Raw genomic sequence first — 19,538 nt, 5'->3', positions numbered from 1 at the left:
CCGGTCGGCCCACCCGGTCGGCCCACCCGGTCGGGCACTCGCGGCGCGTCCTCGCGGGCCGACCGGAACGACGACCCACCGGCGCGGCCCGGTGGCTGGCCGGACGCACCCGCGACGAACGGCGTGCCGCCAGGGTTGTTTACCCTCGATTCACCCCTGGTACATGATGGGTTCACCTGCGGGCGATCCACCGTCGGGCCGGGCGACCAGTCGCGAGCCGCCGACCACGACGGCGTCGAGCGCGCCAAAAGTCCAGGTTGGCACGACATGACCATTGACCTAGTTCAATGCTTGCCATTACGCTTCCCGGAATAGTTCCCGCAAGTTTACCGAGATTTTCGGTTGCGTTCGGTCGCCTGACCGCAGCTCGTGCCGACGAGATGAGACGGGGCCGGCGCGACAGCGATCCAGGAGGAAGACAGCAGATGTCGCAGCTCATCCTGTTCGCGATCGACATCGGCGCGGTGGTGCTACTCGTCTTCGGGCTCTACTTTCCGAGGCACCGCCGCCGCGATCTCGTGGTCGCCTACCTCGGCGTCAACGTCGGTGTCCTCGCGGTGGCCAGCGCGCTCAGCGCCAGCAACGTCGGCGCGGGGCTGGGGCTCGGGCTGGCGTTGTTCGGCGTACTGTCGATCATCCGCCTGCGGTCGACGGAGCTGGACCAGCACGAGGTCGCGTACTACTTCTCCGCCCTGGCGCTGGGCATCCTCGGCGCGTTGAGCACCACCTCGATCTGGCTCAGCGCCGGACTGATGGGTCTCCTCGTCGTGGTGATGTTCCTGGGCGACCACCCTCGGCTGCTCCGCCACTACCGGCACCAGATCATGGTGCTCGACTCGGCGGTGACCGACCACGTGACCCTCGTGGCCCAGTTGGAGCAACTGCTCGGCGCCCGCGTGCACGTCGCCACGGTGCAACGACTCGACCTGGTCAACGAGACCACCGTGGTCGACGTCCGGTACTCGGTCAAGGGCCGCGCCACCAGGGCGTCCGCGACTCCGGCGACGGCGGGAGCCGCCCGATGAGCATCCAGCCGATCACCGCGCCGCTGACGGCCATGGACCCGATCGGGCTGGCCGAACTCGTCGACCGGGCCGCGCTGCAGACCCGGGTGGACCGCAAGTACCTCGTCCCCCTCGACCGGTTGCCCCACCTGCTGGACCAGCTCACCCCGTACGCGCGGGTGTTGGACATCGACGGCGCGCGCAGTTTCCGCTACGAGTCGGTCTACTTCGACACCCCGCTGCTGGCCAGCTACCACTGCGCGGCCTACCGGCGGCGACGCCGCTTCAAGGTGCGTACCCGCACCTACCTCGACTCGGCGCAGTGCTGGCTCGAAGTGAAGATCAGCGGAGCGCGCGACAGCATCACCAAGCACCGGTTGCCCTACGAGCCGCATGACCGCACGACCGTGGTCCCCGGCCGCGAGTTCGTCGACGAGGCACTCGTGCGGGAGGCGATCTGCCCGCCCGCGGGTAGCGCCCTCGACCCGGTGCTGGTCACCAGCTACCGGCGGATGACGCTGCTGCTGCCGGCGACCGCCAGCCGGGTCACCATCGACACCGGGCTCTCCTGGCAGGCCGGTGACACCGCACTGCACCTACCGGACCTGGCCGTGGTCGAGACCAAGACCAGCGCCGCCGCGTCGCCCGCCGACCGGCTGCTGTGGCAGCGAGGGCTGCGCCCGGCCCGCATCTCCAAGTACGCCACGGGCCTGGCGGCGCTGCGCCCGGAGCTGCCGGATTCACCCTGGCGCCGGACACTCCGTCGGCACTTCCGCACCACCCCGTCGGTGGGCACGGCACCGACCGCCACCACCCACCGTCCCGTCCAGGAGGCATCGTGCGTCTGACCGACCCCAGCGTCGGCACCTCGACGGCACCCCGCTTGCGCATCGCGGGGATCGCGGCCGTCGCCATGCTGGTCACCGCGTTTCTCGTCCCGTCGCCGGCACCGGCCGGTGCCGAACCCCTCGCCGACACGTCGAGTTCCACCACACCGGTCGACCGGACTGCCGCGGACGCCGCCGCCGCTGCGGACGCCGCCGAGGACCTGGTCGGCGACATCGGCTTCTCGGTACCCAGTGGCACCTTCTCCGGCGAGGTCTCGGTGTCGCTGAGCACCACCGTCAGCCGTGCCCAGATCCGTTACACCACCGACGGAGCGCTACCGAACGCACAGTCGCCGCTCTACTCCGGATCGGCGTTGCGGTTCACGCGTACGACGCAACTGCGGGCCCAGGCGTTCGTCGGGCAGACCGCCTCGGGTGCACCCGGCACCGCCATGTACGTCGCGCGCAACACCAGCACCGCACACGACCTGCCGGTCGTCCTGATCGACTCGTACGGTGCCGGCCGGCCGGACCGGGAGTACTTCGACGCCACCACGATGATCTTCGAGCCGGGTGGCGGCAGCACCTCCCTGGCCGCCGCACCCACGGTGGCCACCCGGGCCGGGTTCCGGCTGCGCGGGCAGTCGTCGGCGATGTTCGCCAAGACGCCGTTCCGGCTCGAATTCTGGGACAACGCCGACGACGACGCCGACTACCCGGTCCTCGGTATGCCGGCCGACTCCGACTGGGTACTGCGCGGGCCGTTCAGCGACAAGTCCCTGATCCGCGAGGCGTTCGTCTACGACCTCGGCCGGCAGATGGGCCTGCCGGCGCCCCGGTACGCCTTCGCGGAGTTCTACCTGAACACCGACGCCGGCCCGGTCGGTTCCGACGACTACATGGGTGTCTACATGATCGTCGAGACGATCAAGAACTCCAAGGACCGTCTCGACCTCAAGCAGCTCCGCGAGGACGACCGGACCCTGCCGAGGATCACCGGCGGCTACATCTGGAAGTTCGAGTGGATGGCCGCCGAGGAGCCGACGCTGCCCTGCACCGGGCCGGCGGCGAGCTGCTGGAACTACCTTGAGGTAGCCGACCCGTCACCGCTGCAACCCGAGCAACGCGACTGGTTGCGCAACCACATCCAGGAGTTCCACAACGTGCTGCGGGCACCCAACTTCGCCGATCCGACAACCGGCTACCGGGCGTACATCGACGTGGGCTCCTTCATCGACCAGCTCATCATCAACGAGCTGAGCCGGGAGATGGACTCGTACATCCGCAGCGCCTACTTCTACAAGGACCGCGACACCAAGATCCTCGCCGGGCCGCTCTGGGACTACGACCTGAGCTTCGGGGTGGGCGGCTTCTTCCAGAACGACCAGACCGCCGGCTGGCAGTACCAGCAGGTCCGCCAACCGGTGGCCAACGACTGGTACCCGCAGTTGATGCGCGATCCGGCGTTCGTCAACGAGGTGCGGCTGCGCTGGCAGACGCTGCGCCGGGGCCCGCTGTCCGACGCGTCGCTGCAGTCGCGGATCGACGCCCTCACCGGGCCGCTGGCCAACGGGGCACAGCGCAACTTCCAGCGCTGGCCCAACCTCAGCACCCGAATGGTCGGCCCGTTCATCACGCCGACCGCGCCGACCTGGCAGGGGCAGGTCCAGTTCATGCGGGACTGGATGCTGCGCCGCGCCGCCTGGCTGGACTCGACCGCCGGCTGGGGCGGGTCCACCACTCCCCCGCCGACCACGCCTCCGCCGACCACTCCCCCGCCCACCACGCCTCCGCCCACCACGCCGCCGCCGAGCAGCCCACCGCCCACCACGCCGCCGCCCGGCGGTAGCGGCTGCACGGCGACCTACACGGTGACCAACCAGTGGTCCGGCGGATTCCAGGGCGAGGTCCGGGTCACCGCGGGCGGCGCGGCGATCCGTGGCTGGACGGTGACCTGGACGTACCCGGCCGGGCAGACGGTCACCCAGGCATGGAACGCGACGGTCACCAGCCAGGGATCGACGGTGACCGCCCGCAACGTCAGCTACAACGGCAGTCTCGCCGCCGGTGCCAGCACCTCGTTCGGTTTCCTCGGCGCCACCACCGGCACGCCGAGCACACCGACACCGACCTGCACGGCCAGCTGATCGACGTAGCCGTCCGGCACCGGTCCGTCCAGCGGACCGGTGCCGGACGTCGGGGTGGACGGTGGTTACGTCGCCGCGATCCTGCCCTGACCGCACGGCGGTCCGTGGGTCCGGTTGGTGCCCCTCGGCGGGGGCACCAACCGGATGCTCAGGCGATCCGACGGACCCGCCACACGGCGAGACAGAGCAGGATCGCGGCAAGCGCGACGAAGACCCCGGTCTCGATACCCTGGAACAACCAGTACCGGTCGGCCGGTTGGTAGAGCACCCAGTTGTACGCGCCCGCGCCGAACTCACCACCGCACGGCCCGCCTGTCGGCGCGGTGGCGCCCGGTGGACACATGATCTGGGCGCCCGGCGCCACCATCGCTCCGCTGCCATCCCGGATGCCGTTCGAGATCGTCCAGGCGCCCCGCAGGGCGGTCTCGTCCAGGCCGGCGGCGGAGACGAGCGGCGTGGCGTGTTCACGGCCGGGAAGGTAGTGCGGCCGGGCCAGGACCGTCAGCGCCACGCGTACGGCGGCGAACCCGGCCAGGGTCACCGCCATGGCCGGCAGCATGCGGGGCCACACGGTCCCGGCGAAGACCCCAAGCGCGACCGCGAAGAGGGTGTAGCCGATCGGTGCCACGCCCTGCATGTCGAAGAAGAGCACGTCGAAGCGGCTCCGGCCACCGCCCGCCACCAGCGGCGACAGCCACCACGCCATGCCCAGCCCGTACCCGACGGCCGCGCCCAGCGTGAGCGCGCCGACCAGCCCGAACTTGGTCGCCGCCCACCGCGTTCGGCTGACCCCCTGCGTCCAGACGAACCGGTGGGTGCCGTGCTCGACCTCCCGGGAGACCAGCGGCGCGCCCCAGAAGAGCCCGACCAGCAGCGGCAGTACGAGGAAGAGGATGCCGACCAGGAGCGTCGTGTCGTGCTGGCTGTTGAACTGGTTGAAGGCCCGGACGCACTCAGCCGTCTCGGCGTCCTTGCGCAGACACTGCGGCAGGCCGAGTTCGGCGAACCTGCCCCGGATCGCCAGCCCCGTCGGGACCAGCACGGCAGCCAGGACGGCGAGCCCGATCAGCGTGACCAACGCCTGCCTGCGGTGCTGGCGCCAGGCGACCCACATCATGCCGGAACTCCCCACGCCTCGTGGCTGGCCGACGCCGTCTCGCCATCGGTGAGATAGGCCAGGATCAGGTCCTCCAGGGCGACGTCGCGGACCGTCCACTCCGGATCGATGGGGTCTCCGTCGCCTCTGACCAGCAGGGTCGACTGCCGGTCGGTGTGACTGGCCCGTACCACCGCCGCGACCCCGGCGATCGGACGCTCACCGGCCGCGCGCGGCCCGGTCAGCTGCCGGTGGTCGTCGAGCAGTTCCTCCACCGGGCCGGCGAGCTTCACCTCTGCGGAGTGCAGCACGATGAGGTAGTCGCAGACCCGTTCGAGGTCGCCGAGGATGTGCGAGGAGAGCAGTACCGTGGTGCCGGACTCGGCGACACTGCCCATCAGTGACTGCATGAACTCGCGGCGGGCGAGCGGATCCAGGCTGGCTACCGGCTCGTCGAGCAGCAACAGCCGGGGCCGCTTGGCCAGCGCGAGGGCGAGCGCCACCTGGGCCCGTTGCCCACCGGAGCTTGCCGACCGGCCGACCGGGCGGGATGCCCAGTTGCGCGAGCCGGGTCCGCACCAGGGTCGCGTCCCACCGCCGGTTGAGCCTGCCGCCCATGATGACCAGCTCTTCCGGCGTGAGGTCCCGATAGATCGGAGTGTCCTGCGCGACGAATCCGATTTCCGCCAGCAGCTCCGTGTTGCCGTACGGCACCTGACCGAAGACCCGTACCTCGCCGGCGTCCGGCCGGGACAGGCCAACCGCGAGGTGCAGCAACGTGCTCTTGCCGGCCCCGTTGGGCCCGACGAGCGCGGCGACCCGCCCGGCCGGCAGCCGCAGCGAGCAGTCGCGCAGCGCCCAGGTGCCGCCATATTTCCGGCCGAGCCCGTCGGCCTTGAGCACCAACTCCATACTGCTTCCTCTCACGCGGGTTCCTCCGTCACCGAGGCGGGAAAGGTGGCCCGCATCGTCGTCGCCACCAGGGCGGTGACCTCCTCGGCCGTGAGCCCCACCGCCTGCGCCCGACGCACCCAGTCGACCAGCTCAGCGCGCAGCTCGGCCTGATTGACCAGCGCCTCACGATGCAGTGACGCGGTGATGAACGTGCCGACACCTGGCCGCCCCTCCACCAGTCCTTCGAGCTCCAACTCGCGGTACGCCTTGAGCACCGTGTTGGGGTTGATCGCCAATGACTGCGCCACCTCGCGGACCTTCGGCAGCTGGTCGCCGGGCGCCAGCAACCCCACCCGTAACGCCTGTTTGACCTGCTGCACCAGCTGTACGTAGGTGTTCACCTTGGTCCGGCCGTCCAGTACGAATTCGATCACCGACGCTCCTTTACCTCTTGTACTACGTCCATAGTACAGGAGGTAAAGGAGCGTCGAGCCGGTGACCGTGCCACCAAAGGCGTCCGGCACGATCGGCAGCATGGTGTTTCACGGGCTCGCGTACACCGCGACAACGCACGACCGGGCGGCGAGCCGGCGCGCCGACCCGGCTTGGGTCGCCGACCTGCTCGGCCGCGACGACAGCCAGGTGCTACCGATGTGGCGCGATCGGCCACTGCTCACGGCCGACGGCAGGCCGGTGCGGCTCACCGGTCCGCCCGCCCGCATTGTGCTGGCGAGCGCCGGGCAGACCGCGTTGCTCGGCCTGGACGGCACCACGGCGAGTTTCGCCGCCGACCTCAGCGAGGTCGAGGAGACCGAGGCGCTGCGCCTGGGTGCCGCGCAGGCCAGCGCCGATGTGCGCGCACTGGCCGGCGCCCTGCCCGGCCCGGTCGCCGCGACCCTGGCGTACGCGCGCGGCCTGCTCCACTGGAACCGGCACGCCAGATACTGCGGCACCTGCGGCGCGACCACGGTCAGCGCCGACGCTGGTCACCTGCGGGTGTGCCAGGGCGCCGACTGCGGCCGGCAGCTGTTCCCCCGGATCGAGCCCGCCGTCATCGTGCTGGTGGAAGACCCCGGCCCGCAGCCACGCTGCCTGCTCGCCCGCCATCACGGTGCCGGCCCGGACGGCTTCTCGCTGCTCGCCGGCTTCGTCGAGATCGGCGAGAGCTTGGAGGGCGCCGTCCGCCGCGAGGTCGGCGAGGAGGCCGGGGTGACGGTCGGTGCGGTCACCTACCAGGGTTCCCAGGGCTGGCCCTTCCCCTCGGGTCTGATGGTCGGCTTCGTCGCCCGGGCCGTCGACGACACGATCGCCGTGGACGGACGGGAGCTGACGGAGGCCCGGTGGTTCACCCGCGCCGAGATCGTCGAGCGGGTCCGTAACGGTCCCGGCTCGGGGCCGGCCGACTCCATCGGCGGTCGGCTGCTGCGCTCCTGGGCCGGGCTCGACCGGCCGCCGCTTCCGCACTCCGAGGTCTGAGACCTGGGCAGCACGGTGCACCCGCGAATGGCGATCAGCGAGGACAGCAGGTTAGCCTGCCCTAACTCATCGAACGTGAGGCGGGGGCATGACACGGACCACGGGGCGACTGATCCGCCGGATGTTCTGGCGGCAGCGTCGCGACACCGCCCTGTGCGCCGCCTTCTGGTCACTGCACCAGCTGTGTGAGGCGCTGGTCCCGGTGGCCATCGGCCTGGTCATCGACCAGGCCGTCGGAACCGGATCGACCTCGGCGATGCTCTGGTCCGTGCTGGGCATCTTCGCGCTGTTCACCGCCCTCACCATGGGCTGGCGGTCAGGCTTCTGGTTCCTGTCCCGGGCGGTCACCGAGGAGTCCCACGAGCTGCGGATGCGGGTGGTCCGGCGGGTGGTCGGTGGTCACGGGATCAAGACCAGCCGCCAGAGCGGGGAGCTGCTCTCGATCGCCACCTCCGACACCCAGTCCGCCGCCGAACTGCTCGAACTGGGCACCCGGGGGGTGAGCGCGCTGGTCGGGCTGACGGTGTCGACGGTCGTGCTGCTGCGGATCGACTGGTCGCTCGGGCTCGGCCTGGTGGTCGGCGTGCCGATCCTGGTGCTCGGGCTCAATGCGCTGGGCCCGGTCGTGGGACGCCGCACATCCGCGCAGCAGCAGGCGGTCGGTCGGGCCGCCGCCGTCGCGTCGGACCTGCTGCGCGGGCTGCGACCGCTGCGCGGGTTCGGTGGCGTCGACGAGGCCGTGCACCGCTACCGCACGGCCAGCCGGACGTCGCTGCGCGCCGGCATCGGCACGGTCAAGGCCGGTGCCACCTTCGTCGGTGCGTCCACGTTCACCACCGGCCTGCTGATCACCGCCGTCGCCGCTCTGGCGGGCTGGTACGCCCTGGCCGGGCGGATCACGGTCGGCCAGCTCATCACGATCGTCGGGCTGGCCACCTTCCTCACCGACCCGGTGCTCAACCTCGCCGACTGCGTCTTCCGGCTGGCCACGGCACGGGCCAGCGCGACCCGCGTGGCCGAGGTGCTCGCCGCACCGGAGCGGGTGCCGTCCGGGACGCTCCCAGCCCGGCCGGGGGCGTTGCGCCTCGACCGGGTGCACGCGCCGGGCCTGGACGGCGTCGACCTCGCCGTGGCCCCCGGAGAGCTGCTCGGCATCGTCACCGCGGAGACCGGCACCGCCGACGACCTCACCGACCTGCTCGCGGGGGCACGGTCGCCGGAGCGGGGCGAGGTGCGGCTGGCCGGCACGCCGATGCGGGAGCTGGACCTCGCCTCGGTGCGCCGGACCGTGCTCGTCGAACCCCACGGGGTCGACCTGTTCGGCGCCACCCTGCGGGAGGTGCTCCAGACCGGCGACGACCGGGACGACACCGCCCTGCGCACCGCGCTGGCCGCGGCCTCCGTCGGTGACCTGCTCACCGACGACGCCGGATTCGACCGGGAACTCGTCGACCACGGCCTGAACCTCTCCGGCGGCCAGCGGCAGCGGCTTGCCCTCACCCGAGCGCTGCTGGCCGATCGACCGGTCACCGTCTTCCGGGACCCGACCACGGCGATCGACGCGGTCACCGAGCACGCCATCGCCGACGGCATCCGGGCGTACCGCAGCGCCGACGACCGGGCGACCGTACTGGTGACCACCAGCGCGCCGCTGCTCGACCGGTGCGACCGGGTCGTGTTCCTCCGCGCCGGCCGGGTGGCGGCGGTCGGGCGGCACCGCGACCTGCTCGCCGACTCGGCGTACGCGGAGGTGGTGCTGCGATGACCTCCGCTGCCACAATCCTGCCGGTGGCGACCGGCCGGGTGACCCTCGCCGCCTTCTGGCGTGCCCTGCGGCACTACCCGACGCTCGCCTGGACGTCGGTGGCGGCGGCGACGGCGGCGAGTGTCGCGGCCGTCGTCGTGCCGATCCTGCTCGGCCGGCTGGTCGACCTGGTGGTGGCCGGCGGAACCGTCGGCTCGCTGCTGCTCACCTCGGCGTTCATCCTCGGCGCGGGCCTGGCCGCCGCGGTCCTCACCGGCACCGCCAACTGGCTGGTCACCGAGTGGGGCATGCGGGCCTGCGCCGATCTCCGCGAGGAGGTGCTGGACCGGGCGCTGCGGATGGACGCGACCCGGTTGGAGAGCGCCGGCTCCGGTGACGTGGCGTCCCGGGTCACCGAGGACGTGGAACGGGTGACCGACTCGGTGCGGCTGGCGGCCGGCATCTTCACCGCACTGGTCACCGTCGTCATCACCTTCGCCGGGTTCGCCACGCTCGACTGGCGCATCGCCGCCGCGTTCCTGGTCGTCTTCCCGGTGTACGTGCTGAGCCTGCGCCGTTTCGTGCCGCAGGCGAAACGGCTGTACGCCGCCGAGCGGGAAGCCGCGGCGGTGCGGACCCAGAGCCTGCTGACCACCTTCACCGGTGCCCGGACCGTGCACGCGTACGGCATGCAGGACCGCCAGAGCCGACGGGTCGAGCAGACCTCCCGGCACGCCGTCGCGGCGCGGCTGCGCGCGGTGCGCGGTTTCCTCTGGTTCGCGAACACGATGAACTACGCGGAGGCGCTCGGACTGACCGCCGTGCTGCTCACCGGCTTCCTGCTGGTACGGGCGGGCGACAGCACGGTCGGTGACGTCACCGCCGCCGCGCTGCTGTTCCATCGACTCTTCGGCCCGCTCGGCCTGCTGCTGATGTCGTTCAACGACGTCCAGTCGGCCGGCGCGGCGCTCGCCCGGCTCGTCGGTATCGCCGGGCTCGACGTACCCCGGTCGCGGCCGGCCGGACCGGTTTCCGGACGGCTGCCGACGAGCGTGACCGCCAAGTCGGTGTGGCACCGCTACCCGGGCGGTCCCACCGTCGTGCGGGACGTCTCGATCGAGATCGCCGAGGGCGAGTCGTTGGCGATCGTCGGTGAGAGCGGAGCCGGCAAGACGACCCTCGCGGCCATCCTCGGTGGCGTCTTCCCCGCCGCCGAGGGCGAGGTGTGGCTGGGTGACCGTCCGATCGGTGAACTGTCCGCGGTCGAGCTGCGCCGCACCGTCGGCGTGGTCACCCAGGAGGTCCACGTCTTCGCCGGCACCCTCGCCGAGGACCTGCGGCTGGCCGCTCCGGACGCGACCGACGAGGAGCTGCACACCGCGTTGCGGCTGGTCGGAGCCGACGGCTGGGTCACCGCCCTGCCCGACGGGTTGGCCACCCGGGTCGGCGACGGCGAACACCCGCTCACCGCCGGTCAGGCCCAACAGCTGGCACTGGCCCGGATCGCGCTGACCGATCCGCCGATCGTCGTCCTCGACGAGGCCAGCGCCGAGGCCGGCAGTGCGGGAGCCCGGCAGCTCGAACAGGCCAGCGCCGCCCTGACCCGGGGCCGCACGGCGGTGGTCGTCGCCCATCGGCTCAGCCAGGCGCACGCCTGCGACCGGATCGCCGTGATGGCGCACGGCCGGATCGTCGAGATCGGCACGCCGGAGGAGCTGATCGCGGCCGGCGGCCGGTACGCGGACCTCTGGTCGGCCTGGCGGCACTGACCCTCCGGCCGGCGGGGTCGACCGTCAGGTGCGCAGCAGTGGCAGCACCCGCCGGCCCAGCAGGTCGATCCCGCGCTGTGGGGTCAGGCCGTGCGGGGTGCCGAACTCCACCCGGCTCGCCCCGGCGTCGAAGACCGCCGCGGCCTGCGCGGCGACCTGCTCCGGGGTACCGGAGAACGCGAACAGGTCCAGCAGGTCGTCGCCGATCAGCGCGCCGGCCAGGTCGTCCTCGCGGCGGGTGACGTGCCGCTGGATGCGGGCCAGCAGCTCCGGGTCGACCTCGACGGTGGGATCGAGGGCGGCGACCACCGCGAGGTACATGGCGACCTCGGTCCGGGCCATCCGCCGGGCCAGCGCCCCGTCGGTGTCGACCACGGTGACCGCGCCGAGCACCACCCCGGTGTCCCGGCCCGAGGCCGCCTCGTCCAGCCACGCCCGCATCGTCTTGGCCATCGCCGGGTTCGCCGACCCGCCGACCTTCACCTCGTCGGCGAACGCGGCGGCGGACCGGGCGGTCTGCTGGCCCCAGGTGCCCACCAGCACCGGCACGTCCGGCCGGGCCGGGGTGTACCGCAGCGCGGTACCGGGGGCCACGGTGAACTCCCGGCCGACGAATCCACCGTCGTCGCCGGCGAGCAACCGCCGGACGATCTGCACCGTCTCCGCGATGCGGCGCAGCGGCCGGGTCTGCGCCACTCCGACCTGCTGCAACCAGGTGCCCCGGGCCAGGCCGAGGTACGCGCGGCCGTGCGAGGCCAGGTCGAGGGCGGCCACCTGGCCGGCCACCTCCACCGGGTGCAGGGTGAACGGGTTGAGGCAGGCCGCGCCGAGCCGGATCCGTCGGGTGTGCCGGGCGGCCACCAGCAGCGGGAACAGCGGCGGTTGGTACATCAGGTCACCGAAGACGGACAGCACGTCGAAGCCGTGCCGTTCGGCCAGCTCGGCCAGCACGGCGTACTCGTCGGCGGACTTGTCCGACTGCAGGCCGATGCCCACCAGGCGGGTCACGTCAGCTCCTCGGTGGGGATCTGCCGCCGGCCGGTGCGTTCGATACGCATGATGAGCCGTTCCTCCGGGTCGGGGCAGGCGACGTGGCTGTCCCGGGCCATCCAGTCCCCGTCGTCCAGGGCCCGCTGCTTGGCCGGCAGCAGCGGCAGGCAGGCGGCCAGCGCGTACAGGCAGAAGTGCTGGCCCTCGGGGATGCGCAACCGGCACGACTCGGTCAGCTCCACGTGGTCGCCCGGCTTCATGCCGCACACCGAGCGTCCCTCGATGCGTTCCACCACGACCCGCAGGTCGTAGACGTCGGTGGTGGGCTGCTCGTCGCTCATCGCACGGCCTCCGCGTGGTGGTGCACGATCCGCCAGCCCGCGTCGTCGCGCCGCAGCACGTCGGTGACCCGGAAGCAGGTGTCCGGTCGGTCGTCGGCGTGCCGGGCGCGCAGCACGTACCGGACCAGCCCGGTGCCGTCCCACGACTCGGCGCGCAGCTGTTCCGGGGCGACGGTCACCGGTGCCGGGCCGGTGGCCTCGGCGGCCCGCCGGTCGGGCAGCGCGTCCAGGTCGGCCAGGCCGGTGAGCAGCCGGTCGGCGTCGGACTCCCAGATGGTCAGGTCGGGGTGCAGGTGGGTGTCGAAGGCGGACCGATCCCCCAGTGATCGGTACATGTCGGTGATCGTGGCGGTGAGTTCGTCGATGCTCATCGGGGTCACTTCCGGTCGAGGGAGTCGGCAGCGGGTCGGAACGTCTCGGCGAGGCGGTCACGCAACGGGTCCAGGCCCATCGGCCCGAGCGCCAGCGCGGTGTGGTGGAACCGTTTGCGGTCGAAGGCGGCACCGGCGCGGCGCTCCGCGTCCCGGCGGGCCTGCTGCCACAGCCGCGCGCCGACCTTGAAGGCGAGCGCCTGCGCCGGCCAGCCGAGGTAGCGGTCGACCTCGAACCGGGCGGTCGCGGCGTCCAGCCCGGCGACCCGGGTGAGCAGGTCCACGGCCACCGGGTGGCTCCAGCGGGACGCGTCGGTGAACCCGTTGCCCGCCGGGATCGGCAGGTCGAGATGCAGGCCGAGGTCGACGACCACGCGGGCGGCCCGCCACATCTGCCCGTCCAGCATGCCGAGCCGTTCCGCCGGGCCGGCGTAGAGACCGAGTTCGTCGGCGAGCCGCTCGGCGTAGTGCGCCCAACCCTCGGCGTACCCGTGCACCTGGCAGAGCGTGCGCTGCCACGGGTGCAGGTCGGCGGTGGTGAGCGTGATGGCGTGCTGGAGGTGGTGGCCGGGCAGCCCCTCGTGGCAGAGCGTGCCGACATGCCGCCACACCGGCACCGTCGACTCCCCCGGCGGCACCGACCACCAGATGCCAGCGGGTCGGGTCAGCCGCGCGTCGGGTGGGGTGTAGTACATGACCCCGGAGGTGGCCGGACTGATCCGGCACACCACCCGGCGGGTGGCGGCGGGGATGTCGAAATGCGTCCCGTCGAGCAGGTCCGTCGTCAGCGCGGTCCGCCTGGTCAGCCACTCCTCCAGGGCGGGACCGACCGGCACCCGCCCGTCCGGGTCGGCGTCCAGCGCCGTCCGGGCGGCGGCCACGTCCGGATGGCCGCAGTCGGCCGCCGCCGCCCGCAGTTCGGCGGCGGTGCGGGACAGTTCCGCCCAGCCGTACGCGTACAACTCGTCCAGGTCGACGGTGGCGCCGAGGAAGGCGCGCGCGGTGACCTGGTAGAGGTCGCGGCCCACGCCGTCGACGTCGGTGGCGGCGGGAGCCAGATCGGTACGCAGGAACGTGGCGAACTTCGCCGTGGCGGCCGTGGCCCGCCGGGCCCCCTCGGCCAGCCGCCCGGCCAGCGGCCCGCCCCGGTGACCGGCGACGAGACCGCCGAAGAAGTCGGCGTCGACCCAGGCGGCGCACTGATCGGCGACGGTCAGCACCTGCCGGCGGGCGACCAGCTGGCCACGCCCGGCGGAGCGCCGCAGCGTGGCGGCGTACTGGTCGAGGGTGGTGGGCAGCCGGTGGAGGTGCTCGGCGACCACGGCCCAGTCGTCGGCGGTGGTCCGGGGCAGGTTGTCGAACACCTGCCGGGCCAGGTGCACCGGGGTGGCCAGCGGGGCGAGCAGCCGGGTGGTGAAGCCGGCGTCGTGCAGCGCCACCTCGCTGGCCAGCCGGTCGGCCAGGGCAGCTGCGAGGGCACGCTCGGCCGGGACGGTCACCGTGGCGGTGGCCACGGCGGTCGCGGTCGCGCGGGCCAGCTCCGCGCGGGCGTCGAAGCCGTCCGGCGACAGGTCGGCCAGCCGCCACTGCGGCGTACGTCCGGTTGCCTCGGCGGCCTCCGGGTCGAGCGTGGCGAGGGCGCGCAGGTACCCGTCGGCGACCGTGGTGACGTCGGTCATCGGGGCACCCGGACGCGGTGGTGGTCGTCGCGGTAGACGACGCCGCCCTTGATGACCGCGTGCAGGGTGCGCAACGCGGAGACGGAACGGGTCGGGTCGTCGCGCAGCACCAGCAGGTCGGCGTGCTTGCCGGCCTCGACGCTGCCGAGCGTGTCGGCCTGGTCGAGCCATTCGGCGGGACGGATGGTGGCGGCCTTCAACGCGTCGGCGACCGACATCCCGGCGTCCACCATGAACTCCAGCTCACGCACGGTCGCGCTGGTCTCGTCGTAACCGGCGTGCGGCGGCATGTCACTGCCCAGGGCGATCGGCACCCCGTTGCGGATGGCGTGCTGGAGGCTCTCCCAGTGCCGGGGGCCGGCGGCGAGTGCCCGGTCCATCAACCAGCCGGGCACTCCGGAGTCGCGGAAGAACTGTTCGCAGCGGCTCACCACGATGGTGGGCACGTACCAGACGCCCCGGTCGGCCATCAGGCGGGTGACCTCGTCGGTCAGCTCGTAGCCGTGCTCGACACAGTCCAGGCCGAGTTCGACGGCCCGGCGTACGGTGTCGGCCGGCCCGGCGTGCGCGGTGACCTTGCGCCCCCAGTCGTGGGCGACCCGGATGACGGCGGCCATCTCGTCGTCGAGCAGTTGCGGGGTGTCGATGGCCTCGAACTGACCGGCGATCCCGCCGGAGACGCACACCTTGATCAGGTCGGCGCCGGCCCGGATCTGCGCCCGGGTGAGCCGGCGGAAGCCGTCGGCACCGTCGGCCTCCAGGGCGTCGGCCTCCCAGCCGTGGCCGCCGGTGCAGCACAGCGCGTGCCCGGCGGTGAAGATCCGGGGGCCGTCCACCGCGCCGGCCTCGATGCCCCGGCGCAGCGCGAAGTCGGCGTAGCGTCCCTCGCCGACCAGTCGGGCGGTGGTGACCCCGGCGTGCAGGGTACGCCGGGCCGAGTCGGCCATCAGCAGCACCAGTTCGGCCAGGTTGGACCGGTGCACCGTGTCGGCGAGGTGGCCGGGCAGCCCGAGGGAGAGGTGCACGTGCATGTTGGTCAGGCCGGGCATCACCACGTCCCCGCCGAGGTCGACCACGCGGGCGTCGCCGGCCTCGGCGAGCACGTCGTCGACGGCTCCCACGGCCTTGATCATCCCGTCGGCGCCGACCCAGACTCCCCGGTCGGGTTGGAGGTGGTCGGCGACGCCGTCGTAGAGGGCGAGGTTGACCAGGACCTGTTCGGTGGCGGTGTGCATGACGACGTCCTCAGTTCGCGGGCACGGTGGCCGGGGCCATCGTGGGGTCGTTGAGCCAGCAGGCGGCGCTGCGGCCGCCGAGGTCGAGGGTTGGTGGCTGGTCGCCGCAGGGGGCGAAGGCGTGCGGGCAGCGCGGCCGGAACCGGCAGCCGGTGGGGGCGTTGGCGGGGTCGGGCACCTCACCGGCCAGGGTGGCGGGCAGCCGTGGGGTGGGGCCGATGCGGGGCACCGCGTCGATCAGCGCCCGGGTGTAGGGGTGTCGCGGACTGCGCCACAGCTCGCGGGTGGGCGCGCTCTCCACGATGCGGCCCAGGTACATCACGGCGGTCACGTCGGCGATCTCGTGCACCAGGGCGAGGTCGTGGGAGATGAACAGCATGCCCATGTCGAGGTCGCGGACCAACCCGACGAGCAGGTTGACCACCTGGGCCTGGGAGGAGGCGTCCAGCGCGGTGACCGGTTCGTCGGCGATGATCATGCGGGGTTGCGGGGCGAGCGCCCGGGCGATGGCGAGGCGTTGCCGCTGACCGCCGGAGAACTGGTGCGGGTACCGTTCGGCGGCCGTGCTCGGCATGCCGACCCGGTCCAGCAACTCACGCACCCGGTTCCGGCGGGCCGCCGCGCCGGTCACCGTCGCCGGGACGCCGTCGAGCAGCTGCGCGCCGATGGTGCGCCGGGGATTCAGCGACGCGTACGGGTTCTGGAAGACCATCTGCAGGCCGATCTCGGTGTCCGGTCGGCGCCGCCAGCCCAGCGGGGTGACCGGCTGCCCGGCGAAGCGGACCGCCCCGGCGCTCGGCGGGGTCAACCCCACGGCGACCCGGGCCAGTGACGACTTGCCGCAGCCGGACTCGCCGACCAGGCCGACGATCTGCCCGGCCGCCACGTCCAGGCTGACCCCGGCGACCGCGAGCACCCGGCCGCGTCCCCGTGAGCGGTACTCGACCTCGACGTCGCTGATGTCCAGCAGGACGGTCATCGGGCTGTCACCTCCAGGTGCGGGCGGACCACGCAGGCCACCGACCGGTCGGCCGCCACCGGAGCCAGGGGCGGCGGCGCGGTGCCGCAGGTCGGCTCGGCGTGCCGGCAGCGGGGTTGGAACGGGCAGCCCGGCGGCGCCTCGCCCGGGGCCGGTGGGGCGCCGGGGATGGGCCGCAGCGTGCCGACGGCCTGGGTGCCGTGCGGCCGGGCGCCCAGCAGCGCCGCCGTGTACGGGTGGGTGGGTGCGGTGAGCAGCGCCCCGGTGGGGCCGGTCTCCACCACGCGACCGGCGTAGAAGACGTAGCCACGGGTGGTCAACGCGCTGAGCACCCCCAGGTCGTGGGTGATGAAGGCGACGGCCAGCCCGGTCTCGGCGCGCAGCCGGTCGAGCAGGGCGAGGATGCCGGCCTGCACGGTGACGTCGAGGGCGGTGGTCGGTTCGTCGGCGATCAGCAGTCGGGGCCGCGCGGCCAGGGCGATGGCGATGGCCGCCCGTTGCCGCATGCCGCCGGAGAACTGGTGCGGATAGGCGCGCAGGGCGCGCTCCGGGTCGGGGATCCTGACCTGGTCGAGCAGTTCCACCGCCCGGCGGGTCGCGGACCGCCGGTCCATTCGCAGGTGTACCCGCATGTGTTCGGTGAGCTGACGGCCGACGGTGAGCATCGGGTGCAGGGCGGCGGACGGGTCCTGGAAGACCATGGCGATGCCCGCGCCCCGGATCCGCTGCCAGCCCCGGTTGTCCAGGCCGAGCAGGTCGGTGCCGGCGAACCGCGCCGTGCCGGTGACGGTGGCGCCGGCCGGAAGCAGGCCGAGCAGGGTCTGCGCGGTGAGGCTCTTGCCGCAGCCGCTCTCCCCGGCGATGCCGACGAGTTCACCCTCGTCGACGCTGAGCGACACGTCGTGCAGGATCGGCAGCGGCCCGCGCGGGCCGGGCAGGGTCACCGCGAGGGAGTCGACGTCGAGCAGCGGCGCCATCTCAGCGTCCCTTCGCGTAGCGGGGGTCGAGTCGGTCGCGCAGCGCGTCGCCGAGCACGTTGAAGGCCATCACGACGGTGAGGATGGCCAGGCCCGGGAAGACGCTGACCCACCACATCGACAGGTCCTGGGAGCCGAGCGCGACCATCGAGCCCCACTCGGCGGCCGGTGGGCGCGGCCCGAGCCCCAGGAAGGAGAGCGCGGCGAGCAGCAGCACCGCGTTGCCGAGTTCCAGGGTGGCCAGCACGATCGCCGGACCGATGCTGTTGGGCAGCACGTCGCGGCGCAGTGCCCGGACCGGTCCGACGCCGAGCAGACGGGCGGCGTTGAGGTAGTCGTCGCCCCGCATGCTGAGCACGGCGCTGCGGATGACCCGGGCGTAGACCGGCCAGGAGACGATGACCAGCGCCAGCACCGCGTTGCGGGTGTTCGGGCCGAAGGCGGCGGTGACCGCCATGGCGAGGATGATCTGCGGGAAGGCGAAGACCAGGTCGGTCAGTCGCATCAACGCCTCGTCGGCGAGCCGGCCCAGATATCCGGCGACCAGCCCGAGCAGACCGCCCACGAGCAGGGCCAACGAGACGATGGCCAGCGCCAGCGGGATAGACAGCCGCGCGCCGTACACGACCCGGCTGAAGATGTCCCGACCGAGGGAGTCGGTGCCGAACCAGTGCACCGCCGAGGGTGCCACGTAGGTGTCCGCGCTCTGGGCGAGCGGGTCGTACGGGGCGACGAGCGGGGCGAGGATCGCCACCAGCAGCCAGCCACCGAGGATGGTGAGCGCGACCACGGCGATCGGCTGTCGCCAGACCGGCCGGCCGGTCGAGCCGCCGCGCAGTCGACCGAGCCAGCGACGGCGGGTCAGCGCCCGGTCCACCTTCGGGTCGGGGGCCACCGGATCGGGTGCGATCATCGTCATGACAGGCGGATCCTCGGGTCGATGAGCCCGTACAGCAGGTCGACGGTCAGGTTGACGAGCGTGTAGACGAGCGCCACGAACAGGCTGACCCCGAGGATCGAGGGCAGGTCGAGGGCGGTGGCGCTGCGGTAGGCGTACTGACCGACGCCGGGCCAGCCGAAGATGCTCTCCACCAGCACCGTCCCGGACAGCAGGGAGGCGAAGGCCAGGCCGGAGACGGTGACCACCGGGACCAGACCGGCGCGCAGCAGGTGCCGGCGCAGCACCACCCGGGTCGGCAGGCCCTTGGCGTACGCGGCCCGGATGTAGTCCTGCTGGAGCACCTCGAGCATGGCGGAGCGGACGAAGCGGACCAGCAGCGCCACGGTCAGCGAGGTCAGCACCAGCACCGGCAGGGTCAGGTGCTGTGCCGCGTCCCAGGCCACGTCCCACTGACCGGCCAGCGCCGCGTCCACTGTGTACATGCCGGTGACCGTCGGCGGCGGGCTGAACCCGGTGGAGAGGCGGCCACCGCTGGGGGCCAGACCGAGTTGGTAGAAGAACACGTAGAGCACCACGAGCGAGAGCCAGAACGGTGGCGTGGAGAGCCCGAGCAGGGCGCCGACCCGGACGAACTGGTCGGTGAGCCGGCCGTTGCGGACCGCGGCGAGCATGCCGATCCCGGTGCCGATCAGCAGCGCCAGCACCATTGTGGGGATGGCCAGTTCCATCGTGGCCGGCACGTACCGGACCAGGTCGTCCAGGACCGCCCGGCCGGTCTGCTGGGAGATGCCCAGGTCGCCGCGGACCAGGTTGCCCAGGTAGTGCAGGTACTGCTGCCACAGCGGCTGGTCCAGCCCCCACTTCTCGCGGAAGGCGGCCACCGTGGCCGGGTCGTTGAGCGCCTGGTCGGACAGGTTGGCGGTGACCGGGTCGCCGGGTACCACGTTGACCAGTCCGAACGTCACCACGGTGACGCCCAGCAGCAGCCCGGCGGTGATCGCCAGCCGCTTGGCCAAAAAGGCGAGCAGCGGGTGGGCGCGGCGGGGCCGGGGCGCGGTCGTGGTGACCGCGCCCGGCTCGCCGTTGTGGACCGTCGTCATGGTGCTCC

17 protein-coding genes and 1 pseudogene are annotated in these 19,538 nt (G+C 72.6%); 6 read left to right on the top strand and 12 right to left on the bottom strand.

What is annotated here, in order from left to right:
• Positions 1-425 precede the first annotated feature (425 nt).
• From O7605_RS24025 to O7605_RS24010, 3 genes are read left to right on the top strand one after another with little or no spacing between them, the layout of a single operon-like run.
• Positions 426-1,025 carry a DUF4956 domain-containing protein gene (locus O7605_RS24025; protein ID WP_269741246.1) on the top strand — a complete coding sequence of 200 codons (600 nt, stop codon included), beginning with the start codon at positions 426-428 and terminating at the stop codon, positions 1,023-1,025.
• Positions 1,022-1,852, top strand: a complete 831-nt coding sequence (locus O7605_RS24020; RefSeq protein WP_269741245.1) for a polyphosphate polymerase domain-containing protein — start codon at positions 1,022-1,024, stop codon at positions 1,850-1,852. The genes O7605_RS24025 and O7605_RS24020 overlap by 4 nt, the downstream gene beginning before the upstream one ends.
• On the top strand, positions 1,843-3,978 hold the full coding sequence (locus tag O7605_RS24010) for a CotH kinase family protein (RefSeq protein WP_443083962.1): 2,136 nt from the start codon (positions 1,843-1,845) through the stop codon (positions 3,976-3,978). The genes O7605_RS24020 and O7605_RS24010 overlap by 10 nt, the downstream gene beginning before the upstream one ends.
• Before the next feature lie 148 nt (positions 3,979-4,126).
• On the opposite strand, the gene O7605_RS24005 is transcribed toward O7605_RS24010, so the two are convergent.
• The 3 genes and pseudogenes from O7605_RS24005 to O7605_RS23995 form a co-directional block, all read right to left on the bottom strand.
• Positions 4,127-5,095 carry a transporter gene (locus O7605_RS24005; protein WP_269741244.1) on the bottom strand — a complete coding sequence of 323 codons (969 nt, stop codon included), beginning with the start codon at positions 5,093-5,095 and terminating at the stop codon, positions 4,127-4,129.
• Positions 5,092-5,986, bottom strand: a pseudogene (locus tag O7605_RS32215) (ABC transporter ATP-binding protein). The gene O7605_RS24005 and the pseudogene O7605_RS32215 overlap by 4 nt, the downstream one beginning before the upstream one ends.
• Positions 5,987-5,997: 11 nt before the next feature.
• Positions 5,998-6,402 carry a GntR family transcriptional regulator gene (locus O7605_RS23995; RefSeq protein WP_269741243.1) on the bottom strand — a complete coding sequence of 135 codons (405 nt, stop codon included), beginning with the start codon at positions 6,400-6,402 and terminating at the stop codon, positions 5,998-6,000.
• A gap of 100 nt (positions 6,403-6,502) precedes the next feature.
• On the opposite strand from O7605_RS23995, the gene nudC reads away from it, so the two are divergent.
• From nudC to O7605_RS23980, 3 genes are all read left to right on the top strand, one after another.
• A complete protein-coding gene (gene nudC / locus O7605_RS23990; protein ID WP_443084003.1) occupies positions 6,503-7,444 on the top strand; it encodes an NAD(+) diphosphatase in 942 nt (313 codons plus the stop codon).
• An 88-nt stretch (positions 7,445-7,532) separates the two neighbouring features.
• Entirely contained in the window at positions 7,533-9,209 is a 1,677-nt protein-coding gene (locus tag O7605_RS23985) for an ABC transporter ATP-binding protein (RefSeq protein ID WP_269741241.1), read from the top strand.
• The gene (locus tag O7605_RS23980) at positions 9,206-10,957 is read left to right on the top strand and encodes an ABC transporter ATP-binding protein (RefSeq protein ID WP_269741240.1); all 1,752 of its coding nucleotides are present in this window, start codon (positions 9,206-9,208) and stop codon (positions 10,955-10,957) included. The genes O7605_RS23985 and O7605_RS23980 overlap by 4 nt, the downstream gene beginning before the upstream one ends.
• Before the next feature lie 24 nt (positions 10,958-10,981).
• On the opposite strand, the gene O7605_RS23975 is transcribed toward O7605_RS23980, so the two are convergent.
• The 9 genes from O7605_RS23975 to O7605_RS23935 are packed head-to-tail and all read right to left on the bottom strand — an operon-like array spanning position 10,982 to position 19,530.
• Positions 10,982-11,965 (bottom strand): LLM class flavin-dependent oxidoreductase, encoded by a 984-nt coding sequence (locus O7605_RS23975; RefSeq protein WP_269741239.1) that lies wholly within the window; start codon positions 11,963-11,965, stop codon positions 10,982-10,984.
• On the bottom strand, positions 11,962-12,288 hold the full coding sequence (locus O7605_RS23970) for a TIGR04076 family protein (RefSeq protein WP_164447174.1): 327 nt from the start codon (positions 12,286-12,288) through the stop codon (positions 11,962-11,964). Before O7605_RS23970 ends, O7605_RS23975 begins: the two co-directional genes overlap by 4 nt.
• Positions 12,285-12,659, bottom strand: a complete 375-nt coding sequence (locus O7605_RS23965; RefSeq protein ID WP_269741238.1) for a nuclear transport factor 2 family protein — start codon at positions 12,657-12,659, stop codon at positions 12,285-12,287. Before O7605_RS23965 ends, O7605_RS23970 begins: the two co-directional genes overlap by 4 nt.
• A 5-nt stretch (positions 12,660-12,664) precedes the next feature.
• Positions 12,665-14,338: a DUF885 domain-containing protein gene (locus O7605_RS23960; protein ID WP_269741237.1), complete on the bottom strand. Its 1,674-nt coding sequence runs from the start codon at positions 14,336-14,338 to the stop codon at positions 12,665-12,667.
• Positions 14,335-15,573: an amidohydrolase family protein gene (locus tag O7605_RS23955; protein ID WP_269741236.1), complete on the bottom strand. Its 1,239-nt coding sequence runs from the start codon at positions 15,571-15,573 to the stop codon at positions 14,335-14,337. Before O7605_RS23955 ends, O7605_RS23960 begins: the two co-directional genes overlap by 4 nt.
• 10 nt (positions 15,574-15,583) lie before the next feature.
• Positions 15,584-16,552: an ABC transporter ATP-binding protein gene (locus O7605_RS23950; RefSeq protein WP_269741235.1), complete on the bottom strand. Its 969-nt coding sequence runs from the start codon at positions 16,550-16,552 to the stop codon at positions 15,584-15,586.
• Positions 16,549-17,529 carry an ABC transporter ATP-binding protein gene (locus O7605_RS23945; protein ID WP_269741234.1) on the bottom strand — a complete coding sequence of 327 codons (981 nt, stop codon included), beginning with the start codon at positions 17,527-17,529 and terminating at the stop codon, positions 16,549-16,551. The genes O7605_RS23950 and O7605_RS23945 overlap by 4 nt, the downstream gene beginning before the upstream one ends.
• 1 nt (position 17,530) lies before the next feature.
• Positions 17,531-18,448, bottom strand: coding sequence for an ABC transporter permease (locus O7605_RS23940; RefSeq protein ID WP_269741233.1), 918 nt, complete (start codon positions 18,446-18,448; stop codon positions 17,531-17,533).
• A complete protein-coding gene (locus tag O7605_RS23935) occupies positions 18,445-19,530 on the bottom strand; it encodes an ABC transporter permease (protein WP_269741232.1) in 1,086 nt (361 codons plus the stop codon). Before O7605_RS23935 ends, O7605_RS23940 begins: the two co-directional genes overlap by 4 nt.
• Positions 19,531-19,538 lie beyond the last annotated feature (8 nt).

The sequence above is a fragment of the Verrucosispora sp. WMMA2121 genome, assembly GCF_027460185.1.
Lineage (GTDB): Bacteria > Actinomycetota > Actinomycetes > Mycobacteriales > Micromonosporaceae > Micromonospora > Micromonospora palythoicola.
The sequence above is the reverse complement of the archived record's forward strand: the minus strand, read 5'-3'. Positions and strand labels throughout refer to the sequence as shown.